The 19,382-nt window shown below is 34.0% G+C and carries 24 protein-coding genes and 5 tRNA genes; 16 read left to right on the top strand and 13 right to left on the bottom strand.

Going from position 1 to position 19,382, the window contains the following annotated elements; all coding sequences use genetic code 11:
• Positions 1–17 precede the first annotated feature (17 nt).
• A complete protein-coding gene (locus tag DEA20_04345) occupies positions 18–1,694 on the bottom strand; it encodes a hypothetical protein (GenBank protein HBS48397.1) in 1,677 nt (558 codons plus the stop codon).
• 25 nt (positions 1,695–1,719) lie between these two features.
• Positions 1,720–2,496: a 3-deoxy-manno-octulosonate cytidylyltransferase gene (gene kdsB, locus DEA20_04340; protein HBS48396.1), complete on the bottom strand. Its 777-nt coding sequence runs from the start codon at positions 2,494–2,496 to the stop codon at positions 1,720–1,722.
• Positions 2,497–2,665: 169 nt separating this feature from the next.
• On the opposite strand from kdsB, the gene murA reads away from it, so the two are divergent.
• From murA to DEA20_04325, 3 genes are all read left to right on the top strand, one after another.
• Positions 2,666–4,015: a UDP-N-acetylglucosamine 1-carboxyvinyltransferase gene (gene murA, locus DEA20_04335; protein HBS48395.1), complete on the top strand. Its 1,350-nt coding sequence runs from the start codon at positions 2,666–2,668 to the stop codon at positions 4,013–4,015.
• A gap of 137 nt (positions 4,016–4,152) precedes the next feature.
• Positions 4,153–4,374: a hypothetical protein gene (locus DEA20_04330; GenBank protein ID HBS48394.1), complete on the top strand. Its 222-nt coding sequence runs from the start codon at positions 4,153–4,155 to the stop codon at positions 4,372–4,374.
• A 20-nt stretch (positions 4,375–4,394) separates the two neighbouring features.
• On the top strand, positions 4,395–5,180 hold the full coding sequence (locus DEA20_04325) for a MerR family transcriptional regulator (GenBank protein ID HBS48393.1): 786 nt from the start codon (positions 4,395–4,397) through the stop codon (positions 5,178–5,180).
• A gap of 103 nt (positions 5,181–5,283) precedes the next feature.
• Here the strand turns inward: DEA20_04325 and DEA20_04320 are convergent, their stop codons facing one another.
• Positions 5,284–6,852 carry a hypothetical protein gene (locus DEA20_04320; GenBank protein ID HBS48392.1) on the bottom strand — a complete coding sequence of 523 codons (1,569 nt, stop codon included), beginning with the start codon at positions 6,850–6,852 and terminating at the stop codon, positions 5,284–5,286.
• Positions 6,853–7,144: 292 nt separating this feature from the next.
• On the opposite strand from DEA20_04320, the gene DEA20_04315 reads away from it, so the two are divergent.
• The 3 genes from DEA20_04315 (at position 7,145) to DEA20_04305 (ending at position 8,976) form a co-directional block, all read left to right on the top strand.
• Positions 7,145–7,384: a hypothetical protein gene (locus DEA20_04315; protein ID HBS48391.1), complete on the top strand. Its 240-nt coding sequence runs from the start codon at positions 7,145–7,147 to the stop codon at positions 7,382–7,384.
• On the top strand, positions 7,362–7,757 hold the full coding sequence (locus tag DEA20_04310) for a hypothetical protein (GenBank protein ID HBS48390.1): 396 nt from the start codon (positions 7,362–7,364) through the stop codon (positions 7,755–7,757). Before DEA20_04315 ends, DEA20_04310 begins: the two co-directional genes overlap by 23 nt.
• Positions 7,758–7,953: 196 nt before the next feature.
• The gene (locus DEA20_04305; GenBank protein HBS48389.1) at positions 7,954–8,976 is read left to right on the top strand and encodes a hypothetical protein; all 1,023 of its coding nucleotides are present in this window, start codon (positions 7,954–7,956) and stop codon (positions 8,974–8,976) included.
• 76 nt (positions 8,977–9,052) lie between these two features.
• Here the strand turns inward: DEA20_04305 and DEA20_04300 are convergent, their stop codons facing one another.
• The 10 genes from DEA20_04300 to DEA20_04255 form a co-directional block, all read right to left on the bottom strand.
• On the bottom strand, positions 9,053–9,940 hold the full coding sequence (locus DEA20_04300) for a streptomycin phosphotransferase (protein ID HBS48388.1): 888 nt from the start codon (positions 9,938–9,940) through the stop codon (positions 9,053–9,055).
• 112 nt (positions 9,941–10,052) lie between these two features.
• Positions 10,053–10,583, bottom strand: coding sequence for a GNAT family N-acetyltransferase (locus DEA20_04295; protein ID HBS48387.1), 531 nt, complete (start codon positions 10,581–10,583; stop codon positions 10,053–10,055).
• Positions 10,584–10,602: 19 nt separating this feature from the next.
• On the bottom strand, positions 10,603–11,538 hold the full coding sequence (locus DEA20_04290) for a hypothetical protein (protein HBS48386.1): 936 nt from the start codon (positions 11,536–11,538) through the stop codon (positions 10,603–10,605).
• 13 nt (positions 11,539–11,551) lie between these two features.
• Positions 11,552–12,043, bottom strand: a complete 492-nt coding sequence (locus DEA20_04285; GenBank protein ID HBS48385.1) for a hypothetical protein — start codon at positions 12,041–12,043, stop codon at positions 11,552–11,554.
• Positions 12,040–12,483: a GNAT family N-acetyltransferase gene (locus tag DEA20_04280; GenBank protein ID HBS48384.1), complete on the bottom strand. Its 444-nt coding sequence runs from the start codon at positions 12,481–12,483 to the stop codon at positions 12,040–12,042. Before DEA20_04280 ends, DEA20_04285 begins: the two co-directional genes overlap by 4 nt.
• The gene (locus tag DEA20_04275; protein ID HBS48383.1) at positions 12,480–13,337 is read right to left on the bottom strand and encodes a hypothetical protein; all 858 of its coding nucleotides are present in this window, start codon (positions 13,335–13,337) and stop codon (positions 12,480–12,482) included. The genes DEA20_04280 and DEA20_04275 overlap by 4 nt, the downstream gene beginning before the upstream one ends.
• A gap of 81 nt (positions 13,338–13,418) precedes the next feature.
• A complete protein-coding gene (locus tag DEA20_04270; protein HBS48382.1) occupies positions 13,419–14,246 on the bottom strand; it encodes a short-chain dehydrogenase in 828 nt (275 codons plus the stop codon).
• A gap of 9 nt (positions 14,247–14,255) precedes the next feature.
• Positions 14,256–14,801, bottom strand: coding sequence for a GNAT family N-acetyltransferase (locus tag DEA20_04265; GenBank protein ID HBS48381.1), 546 nt, complete (start codon positions 14,799–14,801; stop codon positions 14,256–14,258).
• Positions 14,802–14,843: 42 nt separating this feature from the next.
• Positions 14,844–15,452: a GNAT family N-acetyltransferase gene (locus tag DEA20_04260; protein HBS48380.1), complete on the bottom strand. Its 609-nt coding sequence runs from the start codon at positions 15,450–15,452 to the stop codon at positions 14,844–14,846.
• Positions 15,453–15,473: 21 nt separating this feature from the next.
• Positions 15,474–16,352 (bottom strand): hypothetical protein, encoded by an 879-nt coding sequence (locus tag DEA20_04255; protein ID HBS48379.1) that lies wholly within the window; start codon positions 16,350–16,352, stop codon positions 15,474–15,476.
• Positions 16,353–16,521: 169 nt separating this feature from the next.
• Between DEA20_04255 and DEA20_04250 the strand changes: the two genes are divergently transcribed.
• From DEA20_04250 to nusG, 10 genes are all read left to right on the top strand, one after another.
• Positions 16,522–17,154: a hypothetical protein gene (locus DEA20_04250; protein ID HBS48378.1), complete on the top strand. Its 633-nt coding sequence runs from the start codon at positions 16,522–16,524 to the stop codon at positions 17,152–17,154.
• 23 nt (positions 17,155–17,177) lie between these two features.
• Complete coding sequence (locus DEA20_04245) at positions 17,178–17,648, top strand: tRNA (adenosine(37)-N6)-threonylcarbamoyltransferase complex ATPase subunit type 1 TsaE (GenBank protein HBS48377.1); 471 nt, start codon at positions 17,178–17,180, stop codon at positions 17,646–17,648.
• Positions 17,649–17,810: 162 nt separating this feature from the next.
• Positions 17,811–17,896 (top strand) — tRNA-Tyr (locus DEA20_04240).
• Between the two features lie 13 nt (positions 17,897–17,909).
• Positions 17,910–17,986 (top strand) — tRNA-Gly (locus DEA20_04235).
• Between the two features lie 12 nt (positions 17,987–17,998).
• Positions 17,999–18,074: transfer RNA gene (locus DEA20_04230), tRNA-Thr, on the top strand.
• A gap of 109 nt (positions 18,075–18,183) precedes the next feature.
• Positions 18,184–18,259, top strand: a tRNA-Thr gene (locus DEA20_04225).
• A 26-nt stretch (positions 18,260–18,285) separates the two neighbouring features.
• Entirely contained in the window at positions 18,286–18,444 is a 159-nt protein-coding gene (rpmG, locus tag DEA20_04220; GenBank protein ID HBS48376.1) for a 50S ribosomal protein L33, read from the top strand.
• A 1-nt stretch (position 18,445) separates the two neighbouring features.
• Positions 18,446–18,523: transfer RNA gene (locus DEA20_04215), tRNA-Trp, on the top strand.
• Positions 18,524–18,575: 52 nt separating this feature from the next.
• Positions 18,576–18,764: a preprotein translocase subunit SecE gene (locus DEA20_04210; GenBank protein HBS48375.1), complete on the top strand. Its 189-nt coding sequence runs from the start codon at positions 18,576–18,578 to the stop codon at positions 18,762–18,764.
• Between the two features lie 40 nt (positions 18,765–18,804).
• Positions 18,805–19,320, top strand: a complete 516-nt coding sequence (gene nusG / locus DEA20_04205; protein HBS48374.1) for a transcription termination/antitermination factor NusG — start codon at positions 18,805–18,807, stop codon at positions 19,318–19,320.
• Positions 19,321–19,382 lie beyond the last annotated feature (62 nt).

Below are 19,382 nucleotides of genomic sequence, written 5' to 3'. Positions count from 1 at the left end.
TTTATTCTCCTTTTAATTTAATCACGTTTTTCGGTCTTTGGTTTTTCTTCAATAGAATCTGGTGTTGGCATTAAAACATCTGCTACACGGCCTCCTAGCCGACTAAGAAAACTTCCACGAGGTTCTGCGTCAGAGTGACTTCCCACTGATGAAGAGCCGTCACTTGAACTTGAACATGCTCTTGCGGTAGGACTTGGTGATGTGGGTGGAATTGGTTGAGCAGGTTTTGGGGCTAAGCTTGATGCTCCATCAGGATTTTGGCTACCCCTTCTCCTTACATCTTGCGCCCAATAAGGTCTTGCGGCTCTCGCTGCGCCTTGATCTGCAAAATCAGCAACACTTCCTAAGGTATCTGCAAGTGTTCCTCTTCCTTGTCCTTGTGGATGTCCAATAACATCTTGTACCTGTCGCATAGTTTCACGGCAAGCTTGAAGATTTTGTGCCAGAGTTTGATCTGGAGCTTCGGATTGACCTAAAGTTCTTTGAACTGTATCTAAAGTTGCATCTAATTTTTCAAGAGAAAGTGCGAGTGTATTGCGAGTAGGGCGTTCTGGGTCTCCAAGTGATCTATCAACATTGTGTAGTGATTGTGAAAAATCGAAAATTGCTTGAGCAAGTGTGTTTCTTGCTGGATGTTCACTGTCTCCTAAAGATTTGTTTAGTTTTTCTAAAGAACTACTAAAATCGCTAGAAGCTTTTGCCAAAGTTCCTGAGGTTGGATGTTCTGGATCTCCAAGTGACCTATCAACATTGCGCAGTGATTGTGAAAAATCTGCAATTGCTTGCGCAAGCGTGTTTCTTGCTGGATGTTCACTGTCGCCTAATGCTTTATTAAATTTTTCTAGAGAAAGACTAAAGTCGCTCGAAACTTTTGCTAATGTTCCCGATGTAGGATTTTCTGGATTACCAAGAGATCTATCAATATTTTTTAAAGAATGGCTAAAATTATTGGAAGCAATATCTACTTTATTTAAGGTTCTTACTATAAAAACTGTTAAAACAATTGTACAAACAGCAGCAACACCACAAGCTACATAATTCCAGTTCCAATTTGTTGGATTGAGAAGAGAAGGTGAATTATCTGTTGGTAATTGTTCATAAATTATATTAATAAGGTGATAAATATCATTAAGTGTAATTGGGGGATGATTTGCATGTAGTTTTTTTTTGTTTCGATAGTAAGCATTTTTAAAAAAAATAGAAATTTTATTTTTTAATAAATTTATTTGTTCATAAGATTCTGGATTTTCTAAAGTTATTTTTGTTAAAGCAAGTAGGGAATAAATTAGTGGAAATCTAAAAGGTTTTTTAATTTCTCCAGTTTCTTCGATTGTACATTCTGTATTAAATAGTTTTTCGATTAAATCTATATTCTTTTGGTACTCATCATTAAACATTGTGGTGCGAGCTAAATTTGCTAAATATGGATGTAACGAGGAATAAATTTCTTGCTGAAATTGTGAAGCATCGGAAGATTGTTGAGACTTTTCGAGTAAGCGCAATGTGAATTCTACTTTTTCAAGTGCATTTTGGGTTGGTTGTCCATCTAATTTTAGTTGGCCGGCTAGTCGAGTGATAGATGTTTCTATTTTGCTGTTGTTTAAATCGACTAAACCACCATTAGTACATTCTACGTTTATAAAAAAAATTGATATAAATAATGATAAAAATGTAATTTTTAAAAGCTGTTTCATAAAAATTTTCCCGAAAATTTGTAAGTTATTTTTGTATTAAATTATTTGCGAACTCTTCAGCCTTTAACTTATGTTCTGGTAAATCTATTCCAAAAACGTTTTGGTCCGTTGTATGTGCTTTAATCTTAAGTCCATAGTACAGAAATTTTAGTTGTTCCAACTTTTCTGCCTCTTCGATTGCGCACTGTTTGTTTTTTAATTTTTCTATTTTTCGAAGAGCTTCTGTCGAGTAAGCATAAATACCAACATGTTTGAAATATAGATTTTTCATAAAATCTTCATTTTTATCTTTTTCATCGCGGATTTGTGGGATTCTGCTTCTTGAAAAATAAAGAGCATAATTTTCACTATCGCAAACTAATTTTGCTATCTGGAGTGAATCGATTTCTTCAAACTTTTCGATCTGTTTTTTTAAAGTCCAGACATCAGCATCTTTTAAATGAGCAGTTTGCAGTAATTGTTCTATCATCTTTTTGGTAATGAAAGGTTCATCACATTGCCAGTTTACCCATACATCTGCTGTGACTTTGCCTGAATTTAACACTTCAATGATTCTTTCTGTTCCGTTTGCACATGTCTCGGAGGTCATAATATATTTTCCGCCAAACCCTTCAATTATTTCTATAGCTTCATGCGAGTCAATAGCAAATGTGACACTATCAAAAAGTTTTGTAGAGTTTGCAGCTTCCCAAACCCATTGCATCATTGGTTTATCTAAAATATCGATCAATATTTTGCGTGGGAAACGGGAGGATTGTAGTCTGGCAGGAATGACGCATGCGATTTTGGGGTTTGAGCTCATCAGAAACCTTTCAATTTGAAATTTCTAAAAATATGCCAAAAAGCTCTACTTTTAAAAATTTGTTTTACGAAAAATTATTCCAACAATATACTAACTCTGGTTTTAAAGTCAAAATTTAAAGGTTGAAATAGGTGTTTTTTCATAAAGCAAAGATGTTTAGAAAGTCATTATGATTAACGGTTATTTGTTAGTAGAAAAATCTGAAAAGTTACAAGGTGAAGCTTCTGTGTACGGTGCGAAAAACGCCGTTCTTGTTATCATGGCTTCACTTATTCTCACTCGTGGTAAATCAGTTTTGAAAAATGTTCCGAACTCTGCGGACGTTTCACAAATGATTTTACTTCTTAAAAATTTAGGTGCAAAAGTCGAATTTGATTCCATTTCTCATCAGCTCGAAGTTGATACGACGGAAATAACTTCTTTTGAAGTTGGCGGCGATATCATGGGCAAAATGCGAGCCTCGATTTTGGTTATGGGCTCACTTCTTGCAAGAGAGGGCAGGGCAAAAGTAGCTCTTCCTGGTGGATGTTTGATTGGCGCACGTCCTGTAGATTTTCACATAAAAGGTTTCCGCAAAATGGGTGTGGTTGTCGAAGAGTTTACAGAACATTTGGAAGCAACTTTTGAAAATGATCAAGCAACTGAGAGCAGAATCGTGCTTGATTATCCATCAGTTGGTGCAACAGAAAATTTTGCAATGCTTGCAGCTTCTATTCCTTGTAAAACAACAATTATAAATGCGGCGCTTGAGCCAGAAGTTTTTGACTTCTTAGATGTTTTGAAAAAAATGGGTGCAGAGGTTTGGTGCGAAGCACCAGCAACTCTTTGCGTCCGCGGTAAAAAAGTTTTAAATCCTGTTGTTCATGAAATAGTTGCCGACCGTCTTGAAGCAGGGGCATTTTTGCTCGCAGCTGCAGTGACAAAAGGTGATATTTACGTATCCAATATGAAAACAGAATATCTTGATATTTTCTTAAGCAAACTTGAAGAGATGGGACACAAAGTTTTTGTAGATCCTAGTGGAGTTGGAGTTAGAGTAATTGGATGTAACAATCCAAAAGCTGTAAGCTTCAAAACCGGAACTTATCCTGGATTTCCAACCGATTTACAAGCTCCGATGATGGCTGCACAATCTCTTGCAACCGGTACAAGTTTGGTCGAAGAAACGGTGTTCGAAAATAGATTGATGCATGTTTCTGAGTTGAACAAAATGGGAGCACAAATTACCGCTACCTCTACAAGCAAAGCAACGGTTCGCGGCGTTGACCTTTTATATGGATCTGCGGTCATTGCAAGCGATATTCGTGCATCGTGTGCACTAGTTTTGGCTGGGCTTGCTGCTGAAGGTAAAACAGAAATTTATGGTATTCACCACTGGCTTCGCGGTTATGACGGACTTGAGAAAAAATTATCAAAATTAGGCGCAAAAATATCTTTGATCGAAATGACACCACAAGAAGAAGCTGAAAAAATTATGCGATACAAAGAGGTTAAAAAAGCAACTAGTGTATCGGTTTAAAAATAAAAATTTATAATTTTAAGGCAGGTTTTAAGCCTGCCTTTTTTATTATTCGAAAATAAAAAGTTTAAACTATAAAAAACCCCTTGACCTTGACACAATGTCATACCTTAAAGTTAACCAAGAAGGGAAAAACGATGGCACAGTGGCTAATAAAAGAAATCAGTGATTTGACGAAAGTATCGGTGCGGATGTTGCACCATTACGATAAGCTTGGTTTATTAAAGCCTTCCGTGCGCGCATCTAATAACTATCGCTATTACTCAGAGCAGGATTTGGCAAAATTGCAGCAAATCATAGCTCTTAAGTTTTTTGGTTTTGGCTTGGGACAAATTAAAAACATTTTGCAAAAAAACTGAACATCCAAGAGCATTTGATAGTGCAACAGAAAATGCTTAATCAGCAATTTGAGAATATGAAGCAAGTACAAGATTCTCTTGCGGATATTCTCCAGCGCTGCGCCGTATCGAAATCCCTTAATTGGAATGATTCAATAGCATTAATTGAAAGGTATCATATGACTAATGAGCTAAAAAAAACGTGGGTCGGCAAACTCAATGAAAGCCAACAAGACGAACTTATAGCACTTAAGCAAGAGTTTCCTAAAGAAATTGCAGCTTGGGAAAAAATTATAAAGTTGATTAACAGCATGGAGCTTGGCGATCCTGAGGGGCCAGATGGCGAGCGTGTACTTAAATTTTTCTTTGATCTCGATAAAAAAATGAGGGCGTCTGCGAGTCGACAACGAAAGTTGAATTACGATATTTTACGAAGTATTAAAGAAGGTAAGCTTGGTGATGATGCACTTCCTTTGAGCCCGGAAGGTAGCGTGTGGATTGCTAAAGCTTCACTTGCTTACTCTTTAAAACGTTGGGAACAACTTTATCAAGATATTATAACAAATCTGACCTCTGATCCCAAAGGTGCTACTGGCAAAAAAATTGCCAAAGACTGGCGTGAGCATATAGAAAAACATTTTGCTGGAACGCCACCTGATCTCGCCATTGGGACAATGCTTTGGCAAGAAGTTGGCCGGCAAAGGACAGCTCTACAAAAACAACAAACGCCGGTTCCTGTTCAAGAACAAGTTAAAGGAATTTATGTAAGTTTAGCTTTTAATCCAGAGGCTATGAGTTGGATTGAGGAAGCGCTTAAGGCTCATTAAAATAGTAAACAAGTTGTTTTTAGTTAAACGATGTTGATGTTGAGCAATAAAAAAGACAGGTTTAAAACCTGTCTTTTTTATTGTTTAAAGGTTTGTGATAGCTTTAGCGTTGAGCGGCGGCTTTAATAGCGGGCTCGATTTGTGATTTTACGTCATTAAAGTTATTTATATGTGATGCATCCAGCCATTCGCCAAAATTAAACCGACTTGTATCAATTTGCAGCTCTTGTAGAAATTTACTGTTTTCTGCAATCTCTTGAGCAAATAGGATTAGAGTTTCTTTTTTAGGTGATGGAAATTCTATGACATCAAATCTTTTTTTGAGAGCAGGATCTTTAATTTGTTCGTTGCTTGCAAGAATAATGAGCATTGGAGGCATTTTAAGATTTATTCCAGAGCCTTCAAGCCCACGGCCAAAATAACTCGTTGATAATCTTGATTGATCGCCGTTAAATACTCTCTTGGCTGGACTTATCATGTTATCGTTGTTGAGCCATGTTGCTTCATCCATAATAACAACGGATCCTAATTTGTTTTCCTTCAATTGGTTCCGTAGGATTCGAAGAAACGCGCCGGGAGTATCTGCGCATCCTTCTAGTTCTTCTCCTGGAGTTATTACCATGTTTTCAAAATGGATTCCGCCTTGAATAAATTCTTCTATCCATTTACGTAACTGGTTTGCAAAATGAGTTTTGCCTATTCCCCCCGTACCATAAAGATACAGATATCGAGGAGTTTGTGATTTATTGTCCAAAAGTAAGTGAATAAATTTATAAACATTGTTTTTAAGCATTAAAATATTTTCAGCAGATGGTCTTTCATAACCATCGAAAAACTGATCGATTTTGGTGAATAACTCTGTAAATTTTTCGTGAAAGCTGTCTCTAGGGAGGGTAAGTGTTGGCTTTGGTCTGAATGTTGCAAGGTCTAGTGCAAATTCAATAAATGCCGCACTATCTCGTCGTTCAAATAGGTTTGTTCTAGCAGCCATGAATTTTTCAATAATTATTGGCCATAATACCTTTGGAATGAAACATTGAGTTTTTGCAAATCGGTCTTCGAGAGCGTTTAATTGGTTAATCGGAGGATTTGCGAGATCGAGAGCTGATCCTGTTATTGGGTGAAGCAAACGAATTCCATCGAATACTGCTGCAAATACACCAAAACTACCGCCAAGCGATGTAGGCGGCAATAAGCAACTTAATAAACCTACAGCTCCGCCAAGTAGAGCCAATGATGTGAATGCTTCTCGTGCTCTTCTGGTCATGGCCATAAACCTAGCGTGATTAAGTTGTTTAAGGCAAGCTTGTTCATACATTTCAATAGCTTGTTTACCTGAAACTCTTATCGTTGTTGCAGTAAAATCTGCAGGCATTTCACACCCGGCAGCCGATCCTATCATTACTGGCTTAGCTCCTGGAATATCGATTGAAATTGAGTCAAGGTCGACGGAGTGTGCTTCAAGATTTTCTTGGTCAAAAACATTCCCTGCACATCCTAGCTGTTCTATGAGCGAGCGAAATTTTTCATGTATTTCATTTTGATCAAATGCGTTGCTGTAATTTATGAGAACTAATGGATCTTGCGGAGCGCTACCTTCTCCTTCCATCGCAAAGATGTTTGGTGGAAAAAAGAATAGTAATGTTAAGGCTAAAATTGTTTTTTTAAACATGATTAATTCCCCCGGATTTTTAAATTATAAATTCAATTAATAAACAAAATCAGTTTGGTTGTTAAATAAAATTACAATAAGTATTTCTTTTTGTAAATAGCCCCTCTTTCCATTTGATTTTTTATGCAAAAAGTGGGGTTTTTAGTTTAAAAGTGAGGAAAATTATAAGGAATTGATCATCTTTTATGCTAAGTACGGTTTCCTTGCATTTTTAAATACCTCAGTTGATTTTCAAATTATTTTTGATATCTTATTGATATCAAGAAATAACAACATTTATAAAAGGATGAGTGTGAGTAAGGCAGAGAAATTAATTCAAAAAATTTTTGCACGACAACAAATATCATATAAAGATGCTGAAAAAATATTATTCGAATTAGGATATGAGCTTAAAGTTAGTGGCTCACACCACGTGTTCAGAAAAGCTGGTTATAAACATGTAACACTCAAACGAAGACCGCAATTATTGCCATATCAGATAACCGATTTACAAGAGGTATTAAGAGATCATGGAATCGAAGAAAAAATATAAAAGTTTAAATTATTATTTAAGTTTGCCCTGGACTTACACTGTTGAACAGGTAAGCGATAAGGACAAAAATAAAATATATGTTGTTCGCGTCAATGAATTGCCTGGAATTTGTACAGATGCGACATCGCTTGATGAAGCAATTAAATTAATCAAAGAACCAATGAAAGCAGCCTTCGAATTTTATATGGAAAATGGCGAGGATATTCCGCAACCGGTCAAAGAAGAAGATTTTAAGGGAAATATTGCCTATCGAACAACAAGTAGGCGGCATTATTTAATAAGTAAAGAAGCGAAGGAAAAGGAACAATCTCTTAGCCAGGTAATTGATAATTTGATTGATTCTGCGCTTGTACATAAACACAGAAGTTCATAAATATCAGGGCAATGCTTTACGAAGATTTTGAAATGGCTTTGGGCAATAAAAAAGGCAGGTTTTTAAACCTGCCTTTTTTATTGTTTGAAAACAAAATATAAAAGATTTGAATTATTTAACTGCATATTTTAATATGGTCGAGTTTTTAAATGAAAAAATAAGTTTAGGTAATTTAGTTTATAGAGGGTAGTTGTTTATGAACGTATTGAAAAAAATATTAACAGTAAGTTTGTTGAGTTTAAATTTAAATGCGGTTTTAAGTGCACATACAATGACAGAATATCTTGTAGATTTAAATCTCAATGAGGTTAAAGACATATCTAAAGATCAGTTAGCTGCTAACATGTTTCATCCAGGCGCTCAATGTGCACAAATATTGTTACATGGTATGAGTATTATTAAAAGTGAAAAATATCGTATTTTAGAGCGATCAGAAAACCATCTACTTCCAGTTGTGCTTGTTTTTCATGATTGCGGAAAAGATAAAGGTGTCGCGGGACATGAACTTAGAGGTTTCGCACACTTTATGTCAGATTTGATTGTTTTAGATAGATCTTTTTGGAGTTGCGAAAAACAAGATGTTTTTGAATATTTAAAAGAATATTTTTTAAGAGATATAACGGATAAAACTCCAGAGCAACAAGAAGCAAAAGCAAAATTAAAAAGGGAGCTGAAAATAGAAAGTTATCAGTTTAAAAGTGGTGAATATTTAAATATCGTTCAGCTGCTTAGAAATTTAGGTTTGTCGATTGAAGAGATAAAAGAAGTAGCGGTACTTGTCGCGGCTCATAAAATGTTTACAGAAATTTATGCTGTAGATCTTAACCTCAAAAAGGCTCTTGGAAATCTAGAACCTATAACAATTGATCAATTTAAAGATATTTTAAATAAACTTTGTTTTTTAGCTGGAATAGATAACTCGATAATTAACAAAGACTTTTTAAATATGTTATTTGTATTAACATATGCAAGCGTGCGAGGGGTATTTTTTGCAGGGCCTCAGTATATATCTTTTGTAGGATGTTTTGCAGAGCTTAATCATTTACCGCAAATACTTTTACAGCCAAGACGCAATTTCGATGGCGTTGCTGAAAAATATGATTTTGGAACAGGACCATGTTCTGAAGAAGATAGAAGGTATTGGTATGGCTCTACAATTATGTCTATTGCGCCTGCTTATGAAGATCAAATTTTTGCAGCATATGGAATAACCAGATAAAAATATTGAAATCATTTTGAAGTTAAAAGGCAGATTTTAAAATCTGCCTTTTTTATTGTTTTGGAACGAATTTTTTTTATGATTTATATTTTTCGATAGCAGCAAAAGCTTCAGCCATTTTTAGAAAAAATGCAGGATCGAGTCTATTTTCAAGTGACCAACAAGCTCCCAAAACAACTTGAACAAATGCCCAATCAAAAATTCGCTGACGGTCAAATTCAAGAAATTCTGCAAGCAAATCAATACGGCCTTCAATTATTTTTTGAACAGCATCATTTTTTATTGTTTTTGGAACTGGATTTCGAACAGGTGCTCCAACTTCATAAACCGGATCGCCAATGCCGCCTTTGGGGTCAATTGATATCCACTGGTTATCACCGCACGATAGAATATTATCGTTATGAAGGTCGCCATGAAGGAGTGCTTTGTGAGTTGTGGTTGCAAGTAAGAATTTTTTTAATTCTCGAGCTTTTTCAAGATATTGCTTTGGGATATTCCAGTTTTTATCAAGCGTTGCTAACCAATCTTCAACACCTGGAAGATCGTCAAGTTTATGAGGTTTAATATTTTGAAGATCTTTGATGATCTGGCTTGCGATGAGAGTTGCTTCTCTATCTTGTTTTGGAAATAATGTTTTTAAAGATGTTCCAGGAACCGCTCTTTGTAATAATATTGCACCTTGCTCAAAATCATGTTCAATTATTGCAACGCATCCATGGCCAGCGAAAAGTTTTAATGCTTGAATTTCATATTGCAGTTCGGGGTTATAAAAACCAAGTTTTAAAACGGTAGGAATATTTCCCTGCGTGCAGCTAAGAGCATAATTGTATGTGAGGTTTGGTAAAACCTTTAAATTGGATAATCCCCAAATTTTAGCAAACTGTTTAACTAAGTTAGGAAGATTATATAGCCAATCTTCTCCTTGTTTGCCATACAAACTAATAATGTTTTTCTTAAAATGCATAAGATTTTCTCTAATCTAAAATAATTAATATGATTCTAGTTTTATAATGACAGAGATAGGTTTTTTTAGCGATTTTATGAAAATAATAAAGGATTTATTTGAAATATCAGATCTAATTTTTAAATTTTTTTATTTTATATACGCTGCATTGTACCAAGCCTTTAAAAACGCCATCTTTCCAATAGGTTAAACCAACTTTTTCAGCTACTCGTAATGAACGGTTATTGTCAGGAGTTATACAAGAAACAATTTCAGATAGTTTTAAAATATTAAAGGCATAATCGCATACCGATTTTGCTGCTTCTGTTGCAAAACCTTTGCCCCATAATTTTTTATAAATTCGGTATGCAAGCTCAGGTTTTTCTTCTACCTTCGCCGACACTTCGATTTTAACTTTGTGTATTCCGCAATATCCAATAAGATCACCTGTACTTTTTTCTATAACAGCCCATAAACCAAAACCATTATTTTTATAACTTTCAATCATTCTATTAATAAAGCCGCGAGCGTAATCAATATCTAATGGTCCAAATTGCGGCAATGGAGGCATTCCACCATCTGCAAATATTTCAAGAAGTACTTTATCATCTTCCATAACAAAGTTACGCAAAATTAAGCGGTTGGTTTCAAGTATTTTTTTCATTTTTTATTCTTTTGTAAGTTTATGGCGTAATTTGAATAGGCAATGCTTGTGTTTTATGATCGCCTTTCTGTTGTTGCAAAATTTCTTTTGCTTCAAAGTAGTCTACATAATCATTATCATCACGTTGCTTCATCAATTCAACTTGGAATCTTGCAACTTCAAGATCCAGATCATTATCTGATCTATTTGCAAATGCTGCTCTGTAAACAAAAGTCTGACATTTAATTCCCATTTTTTCCATTTCTTGAGACACAGAGTCAGCGTTTTCAGGCTTATCATCAAAGAAATAAATTTGAGTAGGTTTCCAGCTAAGTTTTTCAAGAAATATTTTTAAAACAACTCCTTTTGAGAAGCTACCAGTAAATGCAACTCCTTTATAAAAAATTGCAGGATTGGTATCGATTTCTTTTGCGGTTTTATATTTAGTGGCATATTCAGTTTTTTGTAATTCATCGAAGCTGAAATTTTGCTCAAAACTATGACTAAAATCAAGACCAAGGCTTAGTAGTTGTTGGTACCGTTCTTCTCCGCCGATGTTTCGCATTGTTAACGCAATGATCTTAATTTTTTTCTTTTGAAGGGCCAAAATGTTTTCAATCAAAGCTTTTTCGACTGGCTGAATCTTGTTTTTTAGCTCTCGATTTTTTAAAAATAAAGTTAAGCTTTCAGTTGAATTGTACTTTTTTTTCATAAATTCGCGAAAAGAATCTTTGATTTTTTGTAATTCTGTATTATTGGTAAATCTCAATTGCCTAATAGGCTCTGATGATTCCAAAATTGTATCGTCGATATCAAAAACAAAAAGATCATTTTGAGAGGCTTGCTCAAAAATTGTCTTAATTTCCTGAATAGAGTTGATTTCTTTGAAGTCTGGTTTAGAGGATGAGCAGGCTGGAAGAAATATAAAGAATGATGCAAAAACATAACTATATTTAAAATGTTTAATTAGGTTCATTTTTATTATTTCGTTACTTTGTAAAACTTAAAATTTCATTCATTATTTCATCGATTGTTTGATTATTTGTGTTAATTACAATTCCATAATCAAACTTTGAAACCAACTTAAAAACGTCCTTAATAGCTTGTTCATCGAGAGGATTGGTTCGTTGTTTATTTCGAGCAACACAGATCTCTAAATCAGCTTTTAAGGTATATACAAAATAAGGAAATTTAAGTTGGGAGATTAAATCTTCTATCGGTGATTTGTGATAAAAGCTTTCATCAAATATAACAATTTGTCCTGCTGCTAATTTTTCTTTGGCTATAGGGATAACGATCTTGTTAGCTGCAAGCATTTTATTTTCCGATATACAAGTTTCGCTAGCAATATAATCAAGGCCATGTTTCGCAAGAATTTCATCAAGCGAAATGTGGTAACCATTTAATGATTTTGCTAAGGCTTTTGCTATTGTTGTTTTACCAACTCCAGCTGGGCCGCGAATTATAATAAAGTAGCTCATGAGAGTTTTTTCTTCATAAAATATTCTTTGTGACCTGGAGGACAGTCATCTAGAACACCAAAAACTTCATAACCATGTTTTAGATAAAAATCTTTTGCTTGAAAATCAAATGTGTCTAAATGCGCGAGTGAGCATCCTAATTTTTTTGCTTCAGTTTCAACTTTATCTAAAAGGTGGGAACCATAACCTTGCTTTTGGAATGGTTCATCAATCCATAAAACATTAATATAAAGAACTTTCCAGCAGTATAATGTGGTTGTTATGCCGCCAATTATGCTTCCATCATTATCTTTAAGCACATAATTAATATTAATCAATGGTTTGACTTGCGTGAAAGGAACTGTGCGAGCATTAAATTCGACAATTTTATTATCTATATAGTTAGCATCTTCTTTAGTAGCAATGTTAAGTTTTACTTTGATAGTTTCTAATTTTGTCATTTATTTTCCTCGTTAAAAGTCCAAATTGCTGTTTTGTGTTCAAGTTCAATTGTAGAATTTCCAAGTTTATAGATTTGTAAATTATTGATTTCGTAATTTAAACTCATTTGTAATTTTAAAAGCTTACATGATTCATCTTGGGATGGTTTAATTTTAAATATAATTCCTGGTCCTCGACAAATCGTATAATCTTTTTCTTCTTCGCAGGTGTGTTCAAGTAATGTTTGTTGCTCAATAAACTTTCTTTTATTTGCAGCATTTAATGATAATGTTACTTCTTCTACATCCTTGAATAATTTGGTTTTATCAAATGGAATTGCGTTATATTTTTCGTTATATTCTTTTCGCGTGATAGCATCTTGGTTGGAAATTTTTTTATCTTTAAATGTTAAATAATCCTGATGATAAGCTAGAATCATTGAATCCACCTCTGGCAACAACGATAAGTTTTCTATGTAATAAAACCAGGGGATTAAAGTGTTATCGATATTTTTTTCAAAAATTCCATGGGTTATCTTGTGTGTAAGTTTTTGTTTGAATAATTTAGTTATCTCTTCAATTTCTTCTTTTCTATCAACCATAAATTCAATTCCAATATTGCCAACGCCCATTTCTTGCAAGTTTTTTATGTCTTTATGACTGAAAAGTTGAATGTAAATGTTTTCCCCCGTCAAATAAAAACCTGTCCAAGATGTGTTTGTACTAGAGTGAGTTTTTTCTTCGCCATTACAAAATTCATTTTTTAAAAAATCTGATTTTTTAATTGCATCATAAGCATCTTCATCGAGAATGGCGTGAATGAAATGTAAATACACATTATTTATTTTTGTTTCAGATTTGAACTCTTTATTCATTATTTCCTTTTGTAGAGCAGCAGTTTCACAATTGGTAAAAATAAGTAGGCTGCTCAATAAAAACTTGTTTAATATTTTTTTTCATACTTTCCAGCAATCTGGGACATAATTTAATATTCTGATCAAGAAGGAATAAAACCAAGATGGTTCAATTTGTTTTTTGCCTTTGAAAATTTGTTTAATTATATATAGCGCTTCAGCTTCGGGTTGATGTGTAAACGGTAAAGGTTTCGGCGTTTTAAGCATATCGGTTGCTATCGGACCGGGCATAACAATTACAAATCCAATTTTGTCATAATAGTACTGCAAGCGTAAGGCTTTAAAGCATGCATTAATCGCAGCTTTGCTGGCGCAATAGCTTGCGCCATATCCAAAGATTGCATTAACTGAAGATGTGACAACAAATGTTCCACCTCCGTATGTTTTTACATTATTTATCCATTCATCAATCCATGTGATGACGCCAAAATAATTGGTATCGAAAGTTTGTTTGTGGCGGGTTAGCATTGGCTGAAATTTAATTTCAACATCGCCTGTTCCGGAATTTAAGAAGAACAATGTTGGCTTGAGTTGTTGCTTTTTTATTTCAGCAGTAACTTTGTGAATTTGCTCTGGAATACTTACATCACATTTATAAGGAATAAATGCTGCTCCGAGCTCACGTTCAAGTTCTTTGAGCTTTTCTTCTCGTCGTGCAATTCCAATTACCTTCCATCCGCGTTTCACCATTTCAACTGAAATGGCACGACCAATCCCAGATGAAGCGCCTGTTACTAAACAGGTTTTGGTTGTTTCATTAATAGTAATTTGTCGATCGATAAATGAAAAAATAAGAAAAGTAGTAAGACTCAATGCGGCAATTGTGGAGAAAATGTAAAGAAACCATTTTAAAAGACGAAATATAAACATTTAGATCCTTTAGATCCTTAAATTAATTTTTTTATAGATACGGCACGGTGTTATTCCCTTAAAAAGTCCATCTTTCCAATAAGTTAAACCCACTTTTTCTGCTACTCGTAATGAACGGTTATTGTCATGAGCTATACAGGAAATAATTTCAGGTAAATTTAAAACATTGAATGCATAATCGCATACCGATTTTGCTGCTTCTGTTGCAAAACCTTTGCCCCATAATTTTTTATAAATTCGGTAGGCAAGCTCTGGCATTTCTTCCTCCTTCGCCAAGGCTTTGGCGGACAGGTCTGCTTTGTTTATTTTAACTTTATGTATACCACAATACCCGATAAGGTTGCCTGTACTTTTTTCTATAACGGCCCATAAACCAAAACCATTATCTTTATAATTTTCAATCATTCGATTAATAAAACCGCGTGCATAATCAATATCTAATGGTCCGAATTGAGGTAAGTGAGGCATTCCACCATCTGCAAATATTTCAAGAAGTGCTTTGTCATCTTTCATAACAAAGTTACGTAAAATTAAACGGTCGGTTTCAAGAATCATTTTTCATTCCTTAAAGTAATCTATATGATTATCGAGTTAGTGTTATTCTAAAATCAAATTTTTAGGATACCTTATTTTATCTTTTATGATGGCTAACGCTTTTTCTTGGGTATTGAAACCATTTGTATACCGGCCAAAAGGAAAATTATCTTCTACAAAATTGAATCCCGCTTGTAAGTAAATTCCAATAGCTTTATAACTCCATGTTTGAGTATGTAAGAAGAGATCCTTGTCCCCTTCCAGTTCTAAAAATTTTTGCAGTCCTGCAAAAACAATTGCTTTTCCTAGCCCTAATCCTTGGTATTTAGGCTTAACAGCTACATAATCTACTTTTGGAATTCTTAATTCTCCAGAATAAGTCCACCAATTGGTGTAGGTTGCAACGTTTTCTCCATCTTTTGTTTGGATGAAAATTAAGCGACGCTCAAGTTCTTTTAAGGAGGGAAGATATTTTTCTTTAAATTTGAGTAGTGCTTGTTCTGTGTTAAAGTCAAATTCGCCTACAGATGATACAATTTCTGCCCATGCAAGCTCGTCTTCTAAAGTGAAATTTACAATTGAAAAATTTGCAGGCTTAGAAAATTCTGGTACAGGTGTACCTGCAGGTCTACGCATGAGGATGTGATAATAAGGCAAACTTTTATCAAGCATTCTTTTTCCTCAGGTTTTTAATTAATATCCAGAGAAACTGGATGAAAGCTCAAGAAGCTCTTTGGTGATTGTAGCCTGGCGAGATTTATTATAATTTCTTGTTAATTTTTCTAAAATTTTATCTGCGTTTGTTGTGGCTGCATCCATAGCAACAAATCTTGAAGCTTGTTCGGCGAGGAGTGATTGAAACAAAAAGTGTAAAATTTGTGTTCTTAAATATTTGATTGCTAAATGGTCGAGAATTTGATTTTGGTCGCCTTCCCAAATCATTTCATCGATCGCATTGCCTTTTGTGGGGTCTTCTTTTTGCGATACTAAATTTTTCAAATTGATAGGCGTTAGTGCTATTTTATGTGGCTTTTGAATAAAGAAATTTACAAATGAATTGCTATAAACATTGATAGAAGAGTATGGCGTTTGCGTGCTTGTGATTATTTTCAAAATCTCATCACAGATTGATACATAATTGTTTGGATTTAAGTTTTCAAAAGATAGAATCATTTTGCCGAATGGTTTGTCTTTTATGTAATTGGTCGCTTTTTTGCCAACCGTTACAAAATGAATTGATTGATGTTCTTCTTTGAAGAAATTAATTTTAAAATGCTGAATTAAGTTGTTGTTAAAACTACCGCAAAAACCCTTGGTTGAAGCTATAAAAATATAGAGAGGATTTGAATCGAGAAGGTCATTTTGCATAATAATAGGATTTTGCCAGGAAGGGTTTGCTTTTAGCGCATTTACGAAAATAGTTTCGATTTGATTTTTATATTTGATTGTTGCTAAATTTTTCTTTTCTAATTTTGCATAAAGCGACATAGAAATGAGCCGCATTGCATTTGTGATTTTGCGGTTTGTGTTGATAGATTTTATTTGTCTTCTGAGCTTGATAAGTTCTGCCATTTTTGAAAACCCCAAAAAAATGTTTTTACTTATTTTTAGGCCACTTTTAATGTTAATATTTAGTAATCGTAAGCTTTAAATTTAAAAAAATCTAGCAAAAAGCTATTTTGTTAAAATTGAATTTAAAACTATGCAAATTTTGCTTTAAGGATTTAAAAGGAATTGAAGAATGAAAATAATTATAGATGGCTACAACCTTTTACGAAATATTTATCACAAGGAAAAGGGAAAGTTGGAAAAGCAACGAGATCTTTTTATAAGGCAGCTTGGGATATACAGACATAAAAAAGGAAATGATTTGATAGTTGTTTTTGACGGAGGATTGTTCGGGCATGCGACACGAGAAATTCGAAATGGAGTAGTAATAATTTTTTCCGGGCAAAAGTTGTCTGCAGATGATTGGATTTTTAATTATGTTCAAAACAATCCAAATGAAGAGTTACTTCTGATAACTTATGATCGTCAGCTCAAAGATAGGTGCAAAAGGTTTGGGGTAGATTCTCTCGGTGTTAATGAATTTTATTCAATTTTGCAAGATTGTTTGCTTGGTGAAGTGGAAAGCGATTTAAAAAAAGATGTTTCAACTGGCGAAAATATTGAAAAATATGAAATGGATGAGCATGAAAATTTTCCTCGCTTTAATAAATTAATAGATAGTGAAGCTTTGGATTTGCTCATGTCGCAAACAGATTTGAGTCATTATCGAAAAGATGAGACTGAAAATGACAATAAAAAATTTAAGAAATCACATTCGCTCTCTAAAAAAGAAAAAAAGGTTTATAAAAAATTAAAAAAACTTTAAAATTGCTTTTTAATTCAGGGAAAATGATGAATAAAAAAATAGGTTTGAATGAGCTTGATAGCTTTATAAAAAATGATTTTTTAAGTTTATTAAAAAAATATAAAATTTTTATTTTTATTGGGAATTTGGGCGCGGGAAAAACTACTTTTATAAGTAGGCTAATCGATAAATGTGGAATTAAAGAAATTGTTTCTAGCCCAACTTTTAATTATGTAAATATTTATCAAAATTCAAGCGGAGATGTTTTTTATCATTTTGACCTTTATCGATTGGACTCATTAAATTCTTTTTTGGACATGGGTTTTGATGAGTATTTATTACAAGAAAATAGTTACTGCTTTATTGAGTGGCCAGAGGTGATTTTTGCTTTGTTAAAAGAGAAAGCATTGATTGAAAATATTTGCACAGTTAAGTTTGATTACGATTTAAAAAATTTAGAAAAAAGAATTATTTCGGTTAATCCATTAACAGCGCTTGATCAAAATTTTGAATAAATGTAAGATGGAGCCTGCAAATAGCGATGAAAAATTAAAACAAAATTTGACATATTCGCAATATTAATGGATTTTATTTAATAAAAATCTTGCAATCTTTGCCAAAATATTTATGATAAAGTCATTGTTTTTTTATTTTGATATTTTTTAATTGAAATTTTAGGGGAGATTCCCGAGTGGCCAAAGGGGACGGACTGTAAATCCGTTGGTGTATGCCTTCATAGGTTCGAATCCTATTCTCCCCACCATTTATGGAATTGTGCGGGAATAGCTCAATTGGCTAGAGCGACAGCCTTCCAAGCTGTAGGTTGCGGGTTCGACCCCCGTTTCCCGCTCCAATAAAAAAAGATGCTGGCGTAGCTCAGTTGGTAGAGCAGCTGATTTGTAATCAGCAGGTCGCAGGTTCAAATCCCGTCGCCAGCTCCAGTTTTAATGAAAATAATGTAGAGTTTTATAGTTAGGGGTTGAATTTAGGACGGATTAATTCTTTGATATTTAGACATTAAAAATGGATTTTATAAAAAAGAGTTAAGTTGCCCTCGTAGCTCAGTTGGTAGAGCACTTCCTTGGTAAGGGAGAGGTCACCGGTTCAATCCCGGTCGCGGGCTCCAAAATTTGGTTACATAGAGAGTTAATTATGGCAAAAGCAAGAATAATCGTTCATTTAGAGTGTGAAAGTTGCAAACAAAGAAACTATAGTCTTAGAGTTTCTAAAAAAAGAGCATATGAAAAACTAAACCTTAAAAAGTTTTGTGAATTTTGTAGGCAACATAAAGCGCACAAAGAAATAAAATAATAGGCCAGTAGCTCATAATTGGTAGAGCGGCAGACTCCAAATCTGCGGGTTGGGGGTTCGAGTCCCTCCTGGCCTGCCAAATTTTTGGCAGTTAATTTGAGTATGTGGTTTTATTAAAAGTAGGATTGGCAATGAGTAGTGTATTAACATTTCTGAAAGAAGTTAGGGTAGAACTTAGTAAAATAACCTGGCCTACCAGAGAAGAATTAATTGGTTCAACAATTATTGTTTTGATTCTCGTCGCTTTTTTTGCTACCTTTTTAGGTGTGTCAGATTTAGGTTTTTCCTTGCTTATTAAAAAGCTTTTTAATGTTTGGTAATATTTAATTTTATTTAACTAAAGATGTGTGTGGCTAAATTATGAAACGTTGGTATGTTGTTCAAGTATATACTGGCTACGAAGATGTTGTTCGCGAAGAATTAAAAAAAAGAATTGTCGCTGATAAATTAACAGATTTATTCGGCGATATTTTAGTTCCAACAGGAGAGGCTGCACAGTTTTGGACAGGCGAAGAAGTCAAAAAAGAAAAAATCTTTCCAGGTTATGTTTTAATACAAATGGAAATGAGTCGGGAGGCTTACCGTTTGGTAATGTCAACCACGAGGGTGTATAAATTTCTGGGTGGGGAAAATCCTATTCCTTTAATGGAAGCGGAAGTAGAAAGAATTCATTCTCAAGTTAGTGGCAAGTTAAGCGTTACGCCTAAAAAATTACCATTTGCAGTTGGAAGCGAAATTAGCATTTCTAGTGGACCTTTTGCTGGTTTTGTGGGTACAATTGATAAAATTGACGAAGAACATGAAAAATTAACAGTAGGGGTTAGTATTTTTGGACGGCTTACTCCGGTTGAGTTGGGTTTTGATCAGGTTAAGTAAAAGATTTAATGTTTTTTTATTTTATTTTGTAGATGTTTTAAGGAATAATTAACAGGTGCAGA

The sequence above is a fragment of the Candidatus Dependentiae bacterium genome (genome assembly GCA_003511165.1).
In the GTDB taxonomy this organism is placed as follows: domain Bacteria; phylum Babelota; class Babeliae; order Babelales; family UBA12411; genus UBA12411.
The sequence above is the reverse complement of the archived record's forward strand: the minus strand, read 5'-3'. Positions and strand labels throughout refer to the sequence as shown.